Origin of the sequence: Roseiconus lacunae (genome assembly GCF_008312935.1) — a bacterium.
Classification (GTDB): domain Bacteria; phylum Planctomycetota; class Planctomycetia; order Pirellulales; family Pirellulaceae; genus Stieleria; species Stieleria lacunae.
In genome coordinates this window covers 77,655-93,208 of sequence record NZ_VSZO01000005.1, presented here as the reverse complement: position 1 = coordinate 93,208, position 15,554 = coordinate 77,655, and the positions used below count along the sequence as shown (strand labels likewise).

The 15,554-nt window shown below is 53.4% G+C and carries 13 protein-coding genes; 7 read left to right on the top strand and 6 right to left on the bottom strand.

The window, feature by feature from the left end; all coding sequences use genetic code 11:
* Positions 1-7: 7 nt before the first annotated feature.
* Positions 8-706 carry a phosphate signaling complex protein PhoU gene (gene phoU, locus FYC48_RS08885; protein WP_149496348.1) on the top strand — a complete coding sequence of 233 codons (699 nt, stop codon included), beginning with the start codon at positions 8-10 and terminating at the stop codon, positions 704-706.
* Positions 707-726: 20 nt separating this feature from the next.
* On the opposite strand, the gene FYC48_RS08880 is transcribed toward phoU, so the two are convergent.
* The gene (locus tag FYC48_RS08880; RefSeq protein ID WP_149496347.1) at positions 727-1,992 is read right to left on the bottom strand and encodes a DUF3754 domain-containing protein; all 1,266 of its coding nucleotides are present in this window, start codon (positions 1,990-1,992) and stop codon (positions 727-729) included.
* Between the two features lie 27 nt (positions 1,993-2,019).
* On the opposite strand from FYC48_RS08880, the gene FYC48_RS08875 reads away from it, so the two are divergent.
* Positions 2,020-2,763 (top strand): HAD family hydrolase, encoded by a 744-nt coding sequence (locus FYC48_RS08875; protein WP_149496346.1) that lies wholly within the window; start codon positions 2,020-2,022, stop codon positions 2,761-2,763.
* Positions 2,764-3,057: 294 nt separating this feature from the next.
* Here FYC48_RS08875 and FYC48_RS08870 read toward each other — a convergent pair whose 3' ends face one another.
* Together FYC48_RS08870 and FYC48_RS08865 are read right to left on the bottom strand one after the other, a co-directional pair.
* Positions 3,058-4,770 (bottom strand): S8 family peptidase, encoded by a 1,713-nt coding sequence (locus FYC48_RS08870; protein ID WP_235034158.1) that lies wholly within the window; start codon positions 4,768-4,770, stop codon positions 3,058-3,060.
* A 534-nt stretch (positions 4,771-5,304) separates the two neighbouring features.
* On the bottom strand, positions 5,305-6,807 hold the full coding sequence (locus tag FYC48_RS08865; protein ID WP_149496344.1) for a sulfatase: 1,503 nt from the start codon (positions 6,805-6,807) through the stop codon (positions 5,305-5,307).
* A gap of 156 nt (positions 6,808-6,963) precedes the next feature.
* Here FYC48_RS08865 and FYC48_RS08860 point away from each other — a divergent pair, with 156 nt between their 5' ends.
* Positions 6,964-8,061 carry a CobW-like GTP-binding protein gene (locus FYC48_RS08860; protein WP_235034157.1) on the top strand — a complete coding sequence of 366 codons (1,098 nt, stop codon included), beginning with the start codon at positions 6,964-6,966 and terminating at the stop codon, positions 8,059-8,061.
* On the opposite strand, the gene FYC48_RS08855 is transcribed toward FYC48_RS08860, so the two are convergent.
* The 3 genes from FYC48_RS08855 to FYC48_RS08845 form a co-directional block, all read right to left on the bottom strand.
* Entirely contained in the window at positions 8,058-9,107 is a 1,050-nt protein-coding gene (locus FYC48_RS08855) for a hypothetical protein (protein WP_149496343.1), read from the bottom strand. The two genes, FYC48_RS08860 and FYC48_RS08855, sit on opposite strands and share 4 nt — an antisense overlap.
* Before the next feature lie 122 nt (positions 9,108-9,229).
* Positions 9,230-10,414: a winged helix-turn-helix domain-containing protein gene (locus FYC48_RS08850; protein WP_149496342.1), complete on the bottom strand. Its 1,185-nt coding sequence runs from the start codon at positions 10,412-10,414 to the stop codon at positions 9,230-9,232.
* 175 nt (positions 10,415-10,589) lie between these two features.
* On the bottom strand, positions 10,590-11,474 hold the full coding sequence (locus tag FYC48_RS08845; protein ID WP_149496341.1) for a membrane or secreted protein: 885 nt from the start codon (positions 11,472-11,474) through the stop codon (positions 10,590-10,592).
* A 479-nt stretch (positions 11,475-11,953) separates the two neighbouring features.
* Between FYC48_RS08845 and FYC48_RS08840 the strand changes: the two genes are divergently transcribed.
* The 4 genes from FYC48_RS08840 to FYC48_RS08825 all read left to right on the top strand — a co-directional run bounded on the left by FYC48_RS08840 (position 11,954) and on the right by FYC48_RS08825 (position 15,549).
* Positions 11,954-12,502, top strand: a complete 549-nt coding sequence (locus FYC48_RS08840) for a cysteine hydrolase family protein (RefSeq protein ID WP_149496340.1) — start codon at positions 11,954-11,956, stop codon at positions 12,500-12,502.
* Positions 12,503-12,770: 268 nt separating this feature from the next.
* Complete coding sequence (locus FYC48_RS08835) at positions 12,771-13,235, top strand: cupredoxin domain-containing protein (protein WP_149496339.1); 465 nt, start codon at positions 12,771-12,773, stop codon at positions 13,233-13,235.
* 178 nt (positions 13,236-13,413) lie between these two features.
* On the top strand, positions 13,414-14,397 hold the full coding sequence (locus tag FYC48_RS08830; protein ID WP_235034156.1) for a hypothetical protein: 984 nt from the start codon (positions 13,414-13,416) through the stop codon (positions 14,395-14,397).
* A 132-nt stretch (positions 14,398-14,529) separates the two neighbouring features.
* Positions 14,530-15,549: a phosphotransferase gene (locus FYC48_RS08825; protein ID WP_149496338.1), complete on the top strand. Its 1,020-nt coding sequence runs from the start codon at positions 14,530-14,532 to the stop codon at positions 15,547-15,549.
* The last annotated feature ends 5 nt before the right edge of the window (positions 15,550-15,554 follow it).

Genomic DNA, 15,554 nt, shown 5'->3' with positions numbered 1-15,554 from the left:
CGCGAATATGTCGAAACATCTTGAACGCGAATTGGAACGCTTGCGCGAGCAACTGATCTCCCAATTCACGCTAGTCGAACAAATGATTCAACTTGCCGTTCGCTCGCTCGTCGAACGACGACCTGAGTTCGCCGAGCGCGTCCTGGAAAGCGACGTCACGGTCGACGAAATGGACGTACGGATCGAAGAAGAGTGTTTGAAAGTACTGGCGCTGCACCAACCGGTTGCCTTCGATATGCGTTACCTGATCGCGATCGATAAAGTGAACGGCGAGCTAGAACGAATGGGCGATACGGCATGCAATATCGCCGAACGTGCAAAGGCACTGTGTTTATTCCCATTGTTCACGGTGCCCGAAGAGCTGTCCGAAATGGTTGATACGTCCATCAAGATGGTTCGTCGAGCCTTGGACTCGTTCATCAACTGTGATGCCAACATGGCCAATCAGGTGATCGAAATGGATGACATCGTCGACGCACTTAACCGCGTTGTGATCGATCATTTGCAAGAAGTGATGAAATCAGATCGTGAGCTGATCGAACCTGCGATGCATTGTTTTAGTGCTTCAAGGCACCTGGAACGAATCGGCGATTTGGCCGAAAGCGTCTGCGAAGAAGTGATTTACCTCGTTGAAGGCGAGATCGTGCGGCACAAACATGGCTTAAACCGTGAGGCCGAACGCAAGGCTGAATCCAACGCGTCCTGATCAACCGATCGGCACTGGAATCAACCGACCGGCACTGGGGCGACCGACAGTTTTTGTTGGCGGTCCTGGCTGATCACGTTGAGTTCCAACAATCGATTGATAACCGGTTCGACCGGAAAGTCGATTTCCACTTCGATAGCCTCGCGGACCAGTCGTTCGCACTTGCGACGGAGTTTCCGATGACTCATCGGCTCGGTTTCGGTGGCGATCGCAAAGTAAGCCAAAATGGCCTCGTTCATCATTTGCCGGCGAGCCTGGCCGACTAGCTGCAACCCGGCGCCCGCGTTCGTGTCCAGTTTTTGAAAGTACAGGTTTCTTGTCAGGTTCAATAGATAGCGATTCTTCGTCTGGAAATACCCGAAGAAACTTTTCACACCGTAGCCGATCGCTGCGAGGACCAAACCGATGATCAGCGCCGTACTGTAGTAGGCGGCAAGTGCCAAGGTGACGAGCACGAAGCGTGATATCTTCTGTAGGGAAAACAACCATCCGCTCAGGCTGGGGACGATCACTTTGGCGTGATCGATCCCACTGAGTTTGATTTTGGTCCCCGGGAGCAACATGTCGACGTCTTGCTTGGGGATGTTTTTAAAGATGCGCAGGTGCAGCTTGTCGGCAGGCAGAAGTTCCCCACGCTCAAAATCTTCGCCGAGCTGAAAGATGACGACCAAACGCTGGTAGATAGCCACGTCGACCATTTGTAAGCGATAAAGCTTGCGGAGATGGCGATGGCAACGACGTCCGACCACGTCGCCGCGTGCATAGACCGATAAGTGACGAAACAATTCGAAGTTCGCACTCATCGGTACCCCCCAGTGACTTGCGACCCCGACGCATCGCTCGATGTCTTCCTGAGTCAGTTTGCTATAGCCGGCATCCTTGATGGTGGTTTCCAAGAGTTCGAAAAGCGGTTCCGTCTTTGTATCATCGCATGACGCTCGCGCCGTGGACGGGATCTTGCAGTCGCTGTCCGGGTCCAGCTCGTGGTAACGATCTGAAAATTCGGTTTGCCGCTTCGCAGAAATTTGGTCAACATGCGAAATGATCTGTTCGACGGCAAGTTCAAACGACTCACGTCGCTGCGACCAATTGGGAAGCCGATCGGCAACCGCTGTCAAATGGTCAAGCAGGACGCTTGTTTCGATCGGAATGAATGTTTCGATCGCCCAATGGGACGCATCCGGGTCGATCCAACCGGAAGTGCTGACCTCGGCGATCGATCGCGTCAGCGGTCCTGTTCCGTCAATGGACCAAGTGGTAAGAATGCGTTCGACCGACTTTGACACGTAGCGATTTTAAATAGTGAGGAAGCGATGGCCCCGGAACACCCACAGCGAGCGAACCGGCAGGGGACGCCAAAACAACCGACGCCCGCCGGTTCCTCAGATCAGGACACTCGTTCGTACGTTCGTGCCGTCGCGCTGGATATGGACGGACTGCTGTTTGATACCGAGCGGATTTATTGGGAGGTGGGCGATACCATCTTACAACGACGAGGGCTTCGCTACAGCGCCGAACTGCAAGCGTTAATGATGGGAAGGATCGGTACGGCCGCGGTACAGCAAATGATCGATTTCCATTCACTCAACGACGACGCCGAAGATCTTCTGCGGGAATCCGATCAATTGTACGGAGAACTATTACCTCAGCAAATTCGACCGATGCCAGGACTTGCCGCCTGGGTCGATCGACTACGTACAAGTGGACTTCCCTTCGCCCTGACCACGAGTAGCCGTCGACGTTGGGTTGACTTAATTTTCGAGCAACAAGACTGGCGTGACGAATTGGCATTTGTACTGACGGGCGACGATGTGGTCCGCGGTAAACCACACCCCGAAATGTATCTCAAGGCAGCCGAGCAATTCGCGATCACGCCAGAGCGAATGTTGGTGCTCGAAGATAGCGGCAACGGGACCGCCGCAGGCGTGGCGGCGGGAGCGATTGTCGTTTCGATCCCCAGCCCACACACCCAAGGCCAAGATTTTCGAGGTGCCCATTTAGTCGCGGAATCATTGACCGATCCGCGTCTTTGGGATTTGTTGCCTTCTAGAAGTTAAGCTTCTGAACGACGCAGAGCTTTTGCCGCGAGGCTTTTACCGAATGCGGGAGAACATGACGAGTGCTTCGTCAACCTCTGATTTTAGGATCAGCCGAATGGCGTTAGCCACGGTTTCGTTGCAGTAACCGGGGCTAACGCCCGTCGGCTGATGAGCCGAACCCGAACATTTGATCTAGTCGGAGCACTAGTCGCGCTCTAAGCACAATCTTGATCGCACCTAACGCAAAGCTGGTTGGTAATGAGCAGTCACGTTGCCGCGATCCGAGGATCGCGGCAACGGTCTGCCTCGGGGCTACGCCGTCGCAAGAAGTTCCAAATCCAGTTCTGCCTCATTTCCAAACGGATCGCTACTGTCATCAGATGCATAGAATTCAGTCAACGCGTCATCTGAATGCTGTGGTGCGGGAGCACTCGGCAGCGGCTCAGATTCGACGGGTGACAGGTCAGAAAAATCTGACTCGAAGACCTCGTCAACATCTTCGATTTCCGCGTTGCTTAAGAAGTCAGATCCGCCAACGTTTGCGGCACCGACCCCGCCCGATGATCCAGAACCGCCAGTCGCCCCGCCCCCGGATGCAGATCCGGCCGAAACCCCCGCGGCTGCGTAAGCAACCGAATAGAGGGCGCTGACTTTGCCAACCGCATCAGATCCATTCGCCGAACCCACTACGCCGGAAACGAGTAGATCACGCAAGGCCGACGGCGAAAGCGATTGATTCGCCGACAGCGTCAACGCGGCGACTCCGGCAACGTGCGGCGTTGCCATGCTGGTTCCGGACATCCGTCCAAACCCGCCACCGACATACGTACTGTAAACGCCAACCCCAGGCGCGTCGACTTGAACGGCTCCGCTGCCGCCAACGTCATTGCTGAAGGAAGCAATGTTGCCGTTCGAATCGTGAGCACCGACTGACAAAACGTTGTCAAGCGACGCGCTGAATCGAGCGGGATAGCCGGGTGTCGCCGCGTACTCGTTTCCAGAGGCCGCAACGACAAGCGAACCGAGGGATCGAGCGTATTCAATGGCCGTTTCAATTTGGTAGCTGTAGCCGCCCCCAAGACTTAGGTTAATGATGTCCGCGCCAAGGTCGGCTGCGTATCGAATCCCAGCGGCAACGCTGGAAGAGCTGCCCGATCCGTTATCACCGAGCACTTTGACGGGCAAAATCGTTGCGTCTGGGGCAACGCCGGTCGCACCGTAACCGTTATCAACAGCCGCGATCGTACCGGCGACGTGCGTGCCGTGCCCGTGTACGTCGTTTGGATCGGCGTCGTAATCGGCGAAGTCAAACCCGTGGATATCATCGACGTATCCATTCCCATCGTCGTCGATTCCGTTGCCGGCGATCTCACCGGGATTAACATACAGATTGCTGTAAAGATCCGGATGATCGAGGTCGACCCCGGTATCGACGACCGCTACCGTCACACCGGCACCGGTATAGCCAGCGGCCCATGCCTCCGGTGCACCAACGGCGTTGATTCCCCATTCGTTGGAACCACCAAAGTAATCGACGTCGGGAAGCGGCGAAACGCCGTCGGATGGAACTCCCGGATCGGGCTCAAGTTCTGGTTCGGGCAAAGGCTCCGGAACTTGATCGGCGGTTAGCTCCATTTGATAACCGGTGGTGTACCAAGACGTCGCCAATGACCACACGTAGTAGCTACCTGGTTCCACTGTCACGTCAATGGTCTCTGCAGCAGTGCCCCAATTCAGCGAGTAGTCGACGATGTACCCACGCGAATCGGTCAGATACAGATTCACATCTGACCAGAACCCATCCACGCGGATCGATACGTCCGCTTCGCGTTCCACCGAGAACCCAATTCGGTCATAGGAATTGAACCAGCCCAGAGTGCTGGAGATCATCGCGGTTCCGTCCAGATTGCCAATCTCTGCAAATGCCTTTGCCGAGAATTCACCTGCCGCTTCGAATGACACGTCTTCTTGAACAGGGCCCTGAAGCGCCCCGATGTCCGCTGCCAATAGACGACGCGCTTCCATCGACTCAAAAGAGAGTTTCCGGGACATATGGATATCAACCTGATTGTTGAGAAAAGTTTAGAGAGAAGAGGCATGACACAGCCGGTCAAGGTGATGTCATGTACAGGAAACTTATCTCTGAAACTTCAGGTTGATCGCCCGTGGTGGGGGTGTTTCACACGTCTTGAGGGGAAACAGCCCGACGCGTTGACTTGACACCACTTTGTGGCCGAATCACCCGTCGTGACGCGAATTTTCAACACCCACACGTTGCCCACGCAGGGCGTCTAAGACCTGTCCTAAGACTGGTCGTTCGAATAACAAGCCATGTGTGATACACCTTCGCACGGACTCTTTAAATATCTGCCTTGAGGTGATCTTCGCGAACGGAGACTTCGATAAATCCGATGCCTAATAGCCTGTTGATTTTCTATTGTTGCCCATCACTCCATGAAGGTGGCGTTCTGTCCCGCGAGTATTGCGGAGTGGTTGGCGACTCAGTGAGAGATCAAACCTGAAAATCACCCGTTCGCTAAGCTCCAAGGGCGACTCCATCTATTGGTCTTTTTCGGTCGGCGGAAAGCGACGTCTCGCGGAGCTGTCGATCGGGGCACCCGTTTTTCGACTCCACCATTCACCGGCGCGTGTTTTGTCGTAATGCGGATTGGGCAACGGCATCCGCGCGAGCGTTGTGGTTCTCCATTGACTGAGCTTTCGCTTCAGATCGGCAACGCGTCCTGCCTTCTCTTCGGAAAGGTCAGTCGTCTCTCCGATGTCTTGTACAAGGTGATACAGTTCGACGTCATTGCTGCCGTCGATGTACTCGATCAACTTCCAATCGCGCTCACGAATCGCGCTTGCCGGTCGTCCATGGTGATAGTGCGGGTAATGCCAATGCAGGGCGTCACGATCAAGCTTGCCTTGTGGATTGGCGAGCAATGGTAGCAAGCTCAAACCATCGATCGTTTGGTTTTCGGGAAGGCTTGCTTTTGCGAGCTCGACAAACGTTGGATAAAAGTCGTAGCTGATCGTCGGCTCTTCGCAAGTCGATCCGGCTTTTGCCATCGGCGGGTACTTAACGATCAGCGGCACCCGAATACCGCCTTCATGGAGTGAACCTTTCTCACCTTTCAGTGGAGTCTGTCGACTGACTAGGTCATCGGCGGATTCACGGTAGTCGTATCGCTTGTACAAGCCACCGTTGTCCGACGTAAACACGATCATGGTGTTCTCGGTCTGTCCGGCTCGGTCAACCGCATCGACGATACGTCCAACCATATCATCACAATGTTCGATCATCGCAGCGTAAATCGGATTGGGTAGATCAACGCCGCGTCGCTTTGCTTTCCCGCGATACTTTTCCACCTTCTCTGACATCGCCCCCAACGGGATGTGCACCGCGAAGGGAGAAAGCATCAAAAAGTAGGGACGGTCAAGATTTGATTCGATGAAATCAATGCAAACGTCGGCTTCGTAATCCGTACGATACTGCGACTTACCGGGCGGCTTCAGCTCACTCGGTTTTTGAACACGATAGCGTCCCGGAAGGTGAGGCCCATTGATTACCGCGCTTAAGTCGTAACCTTGGTACTGTGGCTGAAACTGTGCAGCCGTCCCCAAGTGCCATTTGCCGACGTACCCGGTCGCGTACCCGGCTGTCTTTAATGATTCGGCAATCGTGACCGTTTCAAGCGGCAACGCCATCGTGGTCTGCGGTGTGATGACACGTTCAAATGGACGCCAGTGACCGGGGATGTGTGCGGTGATTCCAACACGAGCTTGGTTTTGCCCCGATTGAACGGCACAGCGTGTCGGTGAGCAAACTGCGCCGGCCGCATAAAAGTTGGTGAAACGCACACCGCTCGAAGCCAACGCATCGATATTCGGAGTCTCGACAAAGTCGTTGCCGTAGCAGCCAAGATCTTTCCAGCCTAGATCATCGATAAAAATCAAGATGACGTTGGGACTACTTTCCGCCGCTGCGAAGGGCGATACCGCAGCTTGGTATACGATCCACGAGGAAGCGATCAAAACGAGCCGGGACAAGAGTGAATGCATGATGAACATCAGGGAAGGGGTAACAGTGGAGGGCCAACAATCTACCAAATCACCGCCCGGCTTGCTTTGTCATCGCTACACTATTGACGCACGCTCGGACGTTCTTCAGAATGTCTGAGGATCCAGATTTTATCTCCGTTGTTATTGAGGTCGTTCATGTCGCAGCCGATTCGTTTCATCATGGTTGGCGGTTTTCTTGGCGCCGGTAAGACCACGTTGATCTCGCGGTTGGCCTTGCATTTCCAACAGCAGGGAAAACACGTTTGCGTGGTGACCAACGATCAAGCCGCCGGATTGGTCGACACCGAATTACTGCGCAGCCAAGGCTTGAATGTCAACGAAGTCGCGGGATCATGCTTTTGTTGTAACTTTCATGGCCTGACCGATGCGATGGAATCGTTTGAGAAAGACAAGCGGCCGGACATCGTGCTCGCCGAACCGGTGGGAAGTTGCACCGACTTAGTCGCCACGATCGCGCTGCCTATGATGGAACGGTTGGGAGAAAAGTTTGTTCATAGCCCCTATGCTGTCGTCCTTAAACCAAGTCATGGGATGAAAATTCTGACCGGCGTCAATGGCCGTGGATTTTCGGAAAAAGCGGAGTACATCTTTCGAAAGCAGTTGGAAGAGAGCGAACTGATCCTGATCAATCGAATCGACGAACTGACTGACGCTCAGCAACAACAGTTACGGCAGTCTATCGAAGAACAATATCCCGGACGCCCCGTGATCGGTATCTCAGCGAAGACGGGAGAAAATTTTGAAGCCTTGTACGATGTACTCGCGGAAGACGCCGGTGACCGCAGCCATCTGATGGACGTCGATTACGATGTCTATGCCGAAGGTGAAGCCGAACTCGGATGGTTGAACGCAACGGTTAAACTATCAAGCACGGAATCGGTTTCGATTGATGATGTTGCGATCCAAATTGTCAATGATCTTCGAGATCGTCTGCTGCAAATCGATGCGGAGCCGGCACACTTGAAGGTTCTGTGTTCGTCCTCCGACGCGGTCGCTGTCGCAAACCTTGTCAGCAGTGAAACACCGACGGTTTTATCCGTCACGTCGGAATCGAACGCTTCATCGATCACCATTTTGATCAATGCCCGCGTCAGCGTTGCACCAGAAACACTTCAACAAATCGTCTCCGAAAGTGTGACCGAGTTGGGCGGGAACCTTTCGGCAACGACGTCGGTCGAGACCATGGAGAGCTTTCGTCCCGGACGTCCCGTTCCGACCTTTCGAGCGACTTAAAGCTGCGAGGATTCGATCCGATCAACGAGTTCGCGTATCTCTGGATTTGAGCGACGAAAGCTGACTATTTTAACGTCCAGTGGAAACCGTGCGAAGCGCCGACACGATCGTTCGATTGCATCGGTGATCCATCTTGACTCGTTGCCAAACGCGCCTCCACCGAGCAGTGTCAGGAACAACTTCGGACTTCCACACTGGTGATGGTTGATCACCGCCGCCGTGAAAGTAGCTTCGTAAGCCGCGTCTAAAACAAGCGAGGCAAAGGGTTGCCAGCGAGTTGGGCTTTGCCCGCTATATGCTACCGGCATCGCCGAACAGTAAACCTGGGTGACCAGTTGCCTGTCGCCTGCGAGTGATCGTTCGTTCGCGAGCGTGACCTCGGTGTTCCATTGAATTCCGACCTTAAGCTTCGTTCGTAGATCGTCGAGGTCGGCGTCAGACATCGCTTCCAATTTTGCGTTTATCTGAACGAGACCGTCACGCGTCGGCAACGCATACCCGTTTCTCATCTCCCAAAGCTTTGAGCCAGAGTTGCCAAGCACGGTTCCGACGCTTGATAAGCAGTCAACTTGCACTGTATCGGTCTGTCCTATCTGGCTACCGAGTTCAATGAAGTAGTTGCGGAAGATGGTGCCGGCACCACATGCGATTGCACAGGCGGGGCCCTGCGTTGCATCGTTCTGATAGATCGTCACGCCCGCTTCCGGACTGATGGCGGGCGAAACCATTTCCAGCAAATTAAACTGCGATGCTACCTGAAATACTGCGTTGGAGTGACTTGGGTCGGCGTGAAGTGTTTGCGCATCACCGACTATCTCCTCGCATGTTAGTCTTGAGCCGCTCGAATCAGACGGATCAGGCAAGTTTGCGAGAAGCCGACGAAGTTCGGCGAGTGAAATGATGTCCAGCCGACCACAACGAAACGTACGGCCGTTTTCCAAGCTATGAAGTTGCTCCCCCCGAACCGTCAAACGCTGACGCACTTCGTCGGGTCCACGTTCGGAAAAACCGGTCAGGCGAGAAAACCAGTCGTTGCGAAAGTTCATCGATTCGTCTTTTCTTAAAGGATTGAAATGAATTGAACTCGGCGAGTGCAATGCGACTAGTCCAAGTTTCGAATAAAGCCTGTACCAGAAGCCACGGCATTCCGATTCATCCAACGACGGGATCAATCACGAAGCGACTTCGCGACTTGACGAGACAGATTGCCTTTACGACCGACGCTGATTCGATCGAGTCCAAGAAATATCGCAAGTTCCTTCAAGCTTGCGGCGAAGGCCGGGGCAACGGCTTCGGCATCTGAATTCGCTTCGAGGTAGCAAGCCTTGGCCAGCAAGGTGCTTTCTCGCCGATCGGCCTTGATGTCGGCACGGCCAACGATCCGATCACCGAAAAGGAATGGGAGCACGTAATATCCAAAGATGCGTTTCTCGGCAGGCGTGTAGATTTCGATCTTATATTGAAAATCGAACAAACGTGCGGCACGAGGTCGATACCAAACAATCGGATCGAAGGGGCTAAGAAACGTTTGGGCGTGAATTTGGCGTGGGCGTTTCGCTTGCGGATGAAGGAAACCTGGCTTACTCCAGTCTTCCACGCGAGCCGTTTGAAGTTGTCCTTCCTCGACAAGTTCCATAATCAACGGACGAGCTTCCGGCATCCGGATACGATAATAATCGGCGAGATCATCCACCGTTCCGATGCCGTGTGAGCGTGCGGCGATCATCAGTAGAGCCTTCTGTGCGGCGCGTCGTTCGACGGGCATTGTCTTGAACGTTGCCTCATCAAGAACACGTTCGGGAAGGTCGTAGTGGGTCACGAAACTCTGATCGCGATGGCAGATCGCGAGGCGACCGGAGGTGTAAAGCCACTCGAGTGTTTTCTTACCCAGCGGACCGCCCCACCAAGAATGGCTCCGTTTACCTGGGTCAGATAGGTCGCGGACGGACAGAGCGCCCCGGTCCCTAACTTCCTCCAAGATCGCCTGAACATAATCCGGATGATCACGCTCAATCTTTTCCCGTCCCCAGCGGTTCTCGGTGAACCGATGAGCCAACAAAGCTCGCGTCGATGAGGGCGTAATCGAAGCTTCGTGTCCGACATATTCCACATTTTCGCGACTGCGCCATAGCCAATGATCTAACTTGGATCGCTCAAAACAGCCCAGACGCGCGAACATTGGCAAAAAGTGCGATCGGCACACAACGTTCACAGAGTCAAGTTGAAGCACCTGCATGTGATCGAGTGCGCGACGAAAATGACGGCGAGTCACATTTCCCTTGGGCCGGGCTTGGGCAAAACCTTGAGCCGCCAGCGCGATACGCCGAGCACTCGATTTGGTGAGTTCAAGCAATCTCTGAATCCTTGAATGAGCGAGGGATGTGGATCGGCTTCGCAAACAACAGCATCTCGATGTAGCGGGCGCTGACCGCGATCGAAGTTAAGACAGCTCTGCTACTCCTCAACAGCGACTCAGTCGTTTTTGTAAGCAAGCTTGTCGCAAGTGAACGAAGCGCGCGCTTTTCGATCTATGGTTGCGACGTCTCCATCGAAAGCTCAGCGAGCGGAGAATGAGAGATGGCAACATCATCGACAAGTACCTCACACGCGGCATCCGTTGCCGTAATCCCGACTTCTAAAGCATTCAGTATCGAGTTGCTCGCCGGTAGCGTAGCGACGGATTCGTCGAGAACAAGCTGATCGTCCTGCCAAATTCGGACATTCCCTTCGACATCATCAAGGATCAAATGAACGGTCAACGTGAACCACCGTTCGCGCGGAACTTTCATTTTACGCTGACGCAATTTAGGCTTCCACCCGGACTTGAGTTCATAGCCTAAGTACTCTTGCTCCCAGAGTGTGATCCGTGGCCCGGGACTGTTGTGACGACCGCGTTCCTGAAAGTCTGCGATCGTAAAAGGAACGCCTTCATTGAAACAGTATCGCCCACGGTACCAAAGGTCATCACCCTTGACGAACCAAAGCTGGTTGTGTTCGAGGAGCGATTTGGAAGTCACCATGTCTTTAGAAGGAGCAACGGCGATGAACTTCGCGTGCTCATCAACGGCTTCGATGCGATTGTCCAAAAAGTCACTTTGCCCCGCAAAGATACTTCTCCGCAGGTCGACGTAAGCCTGCAACGAGGGCGATGCTGGTGACAAGGTATCGATGGTCGTCCAACGCCCCTCACCAAACCATTTTCGAAACGAGGGTTCAGAAAAATCATCGTCGAACGACTTGTAAAGATTCCCGGTATGACCGTTGTAGCGAACAAGGACAGAAAATTTGTTCTCTCCGACAATCTCCACGTCGTCGGAGGTTACCGAAGCATGCCTCGGAAAAAGGAATGCGATTGCTATCAGCGAAGCCGTGGCTGGCGGGATCAGCAGAAGTGCACAACGCCGGTACGACATACGATCACCGCTCGAAGAGATATCCCTCTAGGGGAAATGAAACTAACGCGGATGCTACCATACCCGCGAACCAGATTCGCTAGCGTCAGGGCGGCTTCGTCAAAACCAGTCAAAACTGGGTGCCTCACGGCTAGCGTAGCCAAATTGCAATTTGCCGTCGACCGGTTTCTCGATGGGACCAAACCGCAAAGCGACTGCTACTTTCGCGAATCGCAAGACAACTCAGGGAATCCCACAAACCTCGACGACTTCTGTCACGGACGGATTCGAAGCCAACAAACGTCCTTGAAGATCTGTCATAATGGGCGTCAGTAGTGATTGACACTCATTCTGAGCTGTTGGCGCTCACCGTATGTCGATTCTCGTTCGTATTTGCCGTAGTGAGCCCCAAGGCTAGCACGTATGCCAGGCCTTGTTTGCATCAGTCATTGCCGTTCGGATCAGGATTCGCAAGACCAGAGATACAGGAAGGTAATCGCATGAAGAGAGCTTTAATCGTCATCGACGTACAGCGTGAATATTTCGAGGGTGCACTACCGGTTCGTCACCCGGAGGGACATCTTGAAAAAATCCTAAACGTCATGGATGCCGCCCATGACGCAAATGTACCCACCGTTGTTGTACGACATCATCAGCCCGATCCGGAGTCACCGATTTTCTGCAAAGGAAGTGATTTATGGCAATTGCACGAACAGGTCGAATCGAGACCACGTGACATCATCATCGACAAGCAACTTCCGGGGTCATTTACCAATACCCAGCTGGATTCGTTTCTAAAGGAACGCGAAATCGATACCGTGTGCGTTACCGGCTACATGACCCAGGTCTGTTGCGATACGACAGCCCGTCAAGCGATGCACCTTGGCTATAGCGTGGAGTTCTTAAACGATGCGACGGGAACATTGGATGTCGAAAACAAAGCTGGGAGTGTTTCCGCGGAAGAACTCCATCGATCGATTCTGGTGGCTCAGCAGATGTTTATCAGTGATGTTATCGACTCAAAGACATGGATTGAAAGGATTCGCTAGTCGATCGGTCGCCGGGCTAGTTTTTACATGCATTGCCAGCGGGATTTGTGATCGCGAACTCGCTGCGCAAGAGGCGACGCACTTGTATGTGAGCCCCAAGATCAATGTGACCTTTTCATCGCCGAACGAAAACAGCCGAACCCCGCTCGAGGATTTTGTAGTCGTTCGACGTGTACGCGGAAATCCGGTCGTCGATCCCCCCGTCGAAAAGATGCCGAAGACGGTTCGAGCTCGACTGGATGCACAAGGTGTTTCTCCAAGAATTTCGATGTTGGTAAAAGGAGACACTTTCGAGGTTGTCGCTACCGACGCGCAACAAACTGCCGATCACAACATCTATGTGGAATGGTTTAACAATTTCTATCGAGGTTTCACGCCGAGACTCGATCCCCCCTTGCTCTTTCAGCGTTCGATCGATCGAAGCGAACCGGGCTTGATGAAAATCAAGTGCAATATCCACGACGACATCGTCGGGTACTTGTTGGTCACCGAGCAAGGATTTGCGGCCGTCACAGATGATGACGGGAACGGCGTATTAAAAAAATGGCCAGCTGGGAAACAGTCCGTCAATCTTTTCCACCCGGACTACTCCTTCGTCAACGCCGACGCGTTTGTCAACGGCGACAAGGTTTTGCTCGACCGTTCACGACTGACGATCGATATTTCGGCAACGCCACTTCAATTGCATTTTGTGGGCCTTCGCAAAAAAGAATCATCGTGGCCCAACCGTTGATACACTGCTTGACTTCGAACCGGCCCGTCAGCCAAACGCGCGCGTGGGATCTGCATCGCCAACACTCTGATTTGCGGGACACACAACCGGTGTATCGCCTCAATTGGAATCCCAGGCTGATTTATCCGACGTCGAACAAGCTGTACCGCTAAACCGAATTGTGATAAAGGAGAATACAATGTGTCATTGGTCAAGTCATGCAGTGGCTGTCGCCTTTCTGATCAGTTGTGCGCAAACGCTAACCGAGCCTGCGAAAGTTGTCGCGCAAGACGAATCAATTCCTAAGTCACCGATCAGTGCCGTTGACAAAAGTCAGTTGCCGAGTGGGGACGGACTCGCAGTAGCTTTCGAAGCTGACCGAGGGATCGAGCAGCATCGAAAAGTAGTTTTTGCAGATGATTTTGAAGTTGAAGCGTTGGGAGGTAAATGGGATGAAATCAACGATCGCGGTAACGCTCTTTCGTTCGTTCACCCACACGCCAATTCTTCGCCGACGAAACATCCCCAGTTGGGACACCGATCATTGAAGGTCACGGCGACACTGGGCAAAAACACCGGCGGTGGCTTTACCAAGTGGTTCTCCTCTGCGGATCGCCTGTTCATCCGTTTCTACACCAAATTCGACCAAGATTGTGATTACGTGCATCACTTCTGCACGCTACGGGCGAACAAGTCGCTTCAGGGGGCAGAGCGATGGAGTGGCTTTGGTGGTGCCGGAAAGCGTCCCAATGGTGAAGAACGTTTTTCCACAGCGATTGAGCCATGGGGCAACTGGGGGAAATGGAATCCACCGGGACGCTGGAACTTTTATAGCTACTGGCACACGATGTCGGCGAGTCCGGACGGGAAGTACTGGGGAAATGGCTTTCGTCCAGACACACAGCCGAACATCGAAAGGGGAAAATGGATTTGCGTTGAAATGATGATCCAACACAATACACCAGGAATGGACGATGGCGAACAAGCCTATTGGATTGATGGAGAGCTACGCGGTCATTGGAAAGGCTTCAATTGGCGAACAAGTTCAACTCTTTTCGCTAACGCGTTGACTCTGGAAAGCTACGTAACCGATCGCTGGACAAAGCAATCTGAAAACATCGTGTACTTTGACAACGTCGTGATCGCAAAGGAATACATCGGCCCCGCAAGCAACGCAAACTGAGGCTCCGCCTGGGCAACGACTGGGGTTCCGGTGCATCACCCGATAGACCCATTGCGAATTCCCCTTCGAACGGCAGAATCTGACCGCCATAGCGTCATCCATTAAAGCAGTTCCACCAACGAACCACATCACATGCAATCGCTCGCCGAAATCGTCCGGCATATTACGGGGGCCAAATCTGTCGAGCTCGGTGACGTGATTCAAAGTCTTTGGAGCGGCTACGGCGTGATTCAGCGAGCCGAGCTAGTCGGTGTCGAAGAACAGGAACACGATCGGCCACTCGGAGTCGTCATCAAACATGTCGACTTATCGCGGGCACGTTCAAACCGTCGTGGATGGGGAGGCAGTATCTCCCATCAGCGTAAGGTAAAATCTTATCAAGTTGAAAAAACGTTCTACGAGTCATTCGCGAACCGATGCGATCGGCGCTGTACGGTCCCACGTTTCGTAGCATCGCATGAGATCGCGAACTCCGGCGGATGGGTGCTCATTCTAAGTGACCTTGATCTCGAAGGCTACGATTGTCGCAAGAGTCAGGCAAACACAAAGGACGTACAAGCATGCCTGACATGGCTCGCAAACTTTCATGCGACGTTCATTAACGAAACAGGAACCGAACTTTGGCCGATCGGTACCTATTGGAACCTCGACACTCGACCTGACGAATTCGCCGCCATGCCGGAAGGGCGTTTGAAGCGAGCAGCCAAGACGATCGACCGGCGATTGAACGAAGCAAAATTTCAAACGCTGGTCCATGGCGATGCCAAAATCGCGAACTTTTGTTTTGAAGGTCGCGCCCGTGCGGAAGTTGCCGCCGTTGACTTTCAGTATGTCGGACGCGGCTGTGGAATGAAGGACGTGGCCTATTTCATTAGCAGTTGCTTTGACGAAAGCGAAGCCGCCCGCCAGCAGGACGCGCTGTTGTCATTCTACTTTGAACAGCTCGAAAACGCTTTTGCATTCCGCGAAATACGGATTGACTTCTCTGCCCTCGAACGCGAATGGCGAGAACTTTATGCGGTCGCGTGGGCCGATTTTTGTCGCTTTCTCTCCGGCTGGTCTCCCGATCACTGGAAGCTGAACGCCTATAGTGATCAGGTTACCGAAACAGTTCTCGATCAGCTTGATGAAGCGTCGCCAAACGACGAGTAACCCAT

Coding starts and splice junctions, on each gene's coding strand:
- phoU (WP_149496348.1), top strand. CDS start 8: ATGTCGAAACATCTTGAACGCGAATTGGAACGCTTGCGCGAGCAACTG.
- FYC48_RS08875 (WP_149496346.1), top strand. CDS start 2,020: ATGGCCCCGGAACACCCACAGCGAGCGAACCGGCAGGGGACGCCAAAA.
- FYC48_RS08870 (WP_235034158.1), bottom strand. CDS start 4,770: ATGGAAGCGCGTCGTCTATTGGCAGCGGACATCGGGGCGCTTCAGGGC.
- FYC48_RS08865 (WP_149496344.1), bottom strand. CDS start 6,807: ATGCATTCACTCTTGTCCCGGCTCGTTTTGATCGCTTCCTCGTGGATC.
- FYC48_RS08860 (WP_235034157.1), top strand. CDS start 6,964: ATGTCGCAGCCGATTCGTTTCATCATGGTTGGCGGTTTTCTTGGCGCC.
- FYC48_RS08855 (WP_149496343.1), bottom strand. CDS start 9,107: ATGAACTTTCGCAACGACTGGTTTTCTCGCCTGACCGGTTTTTCCGAA.
- FYC48_RS08845 (WP_149496341.1), bottom strand. CDS start 11,474: ATGTCGTACCGGCGTTGTGCACTTCTGCTGATCCCGCCAGCCACGGCT.
- FYC48_RS08840 (WP_149496340.1), top strand. CDS start 11,954: ATGAAGAGAGCTTTAATCGTCATCGACGTACAGCGTGAATATTTCGAG.
- FYC48_RS08835 (WP_149496339.1), top strand. CDS start 12,771: ATGTTGGTAAAAGGAGACACTTTCGAGGTTGTCGCTACCGACGCGCAA.
- FYC48_RS08830 (WP_235034156.1), top strand. CDS start 13,414: ATGTGTCATTGGTCAAGTCATGCAGTGGCTGTCGCCTTTCTGATCAGT.
- FYC48_RS08825 (WP_149496338.1), top strand. CDS start 14,530: ATGCAATCGCTCGCCGAAATCGTCCGGCATATTACGGGGGCCAAATCT.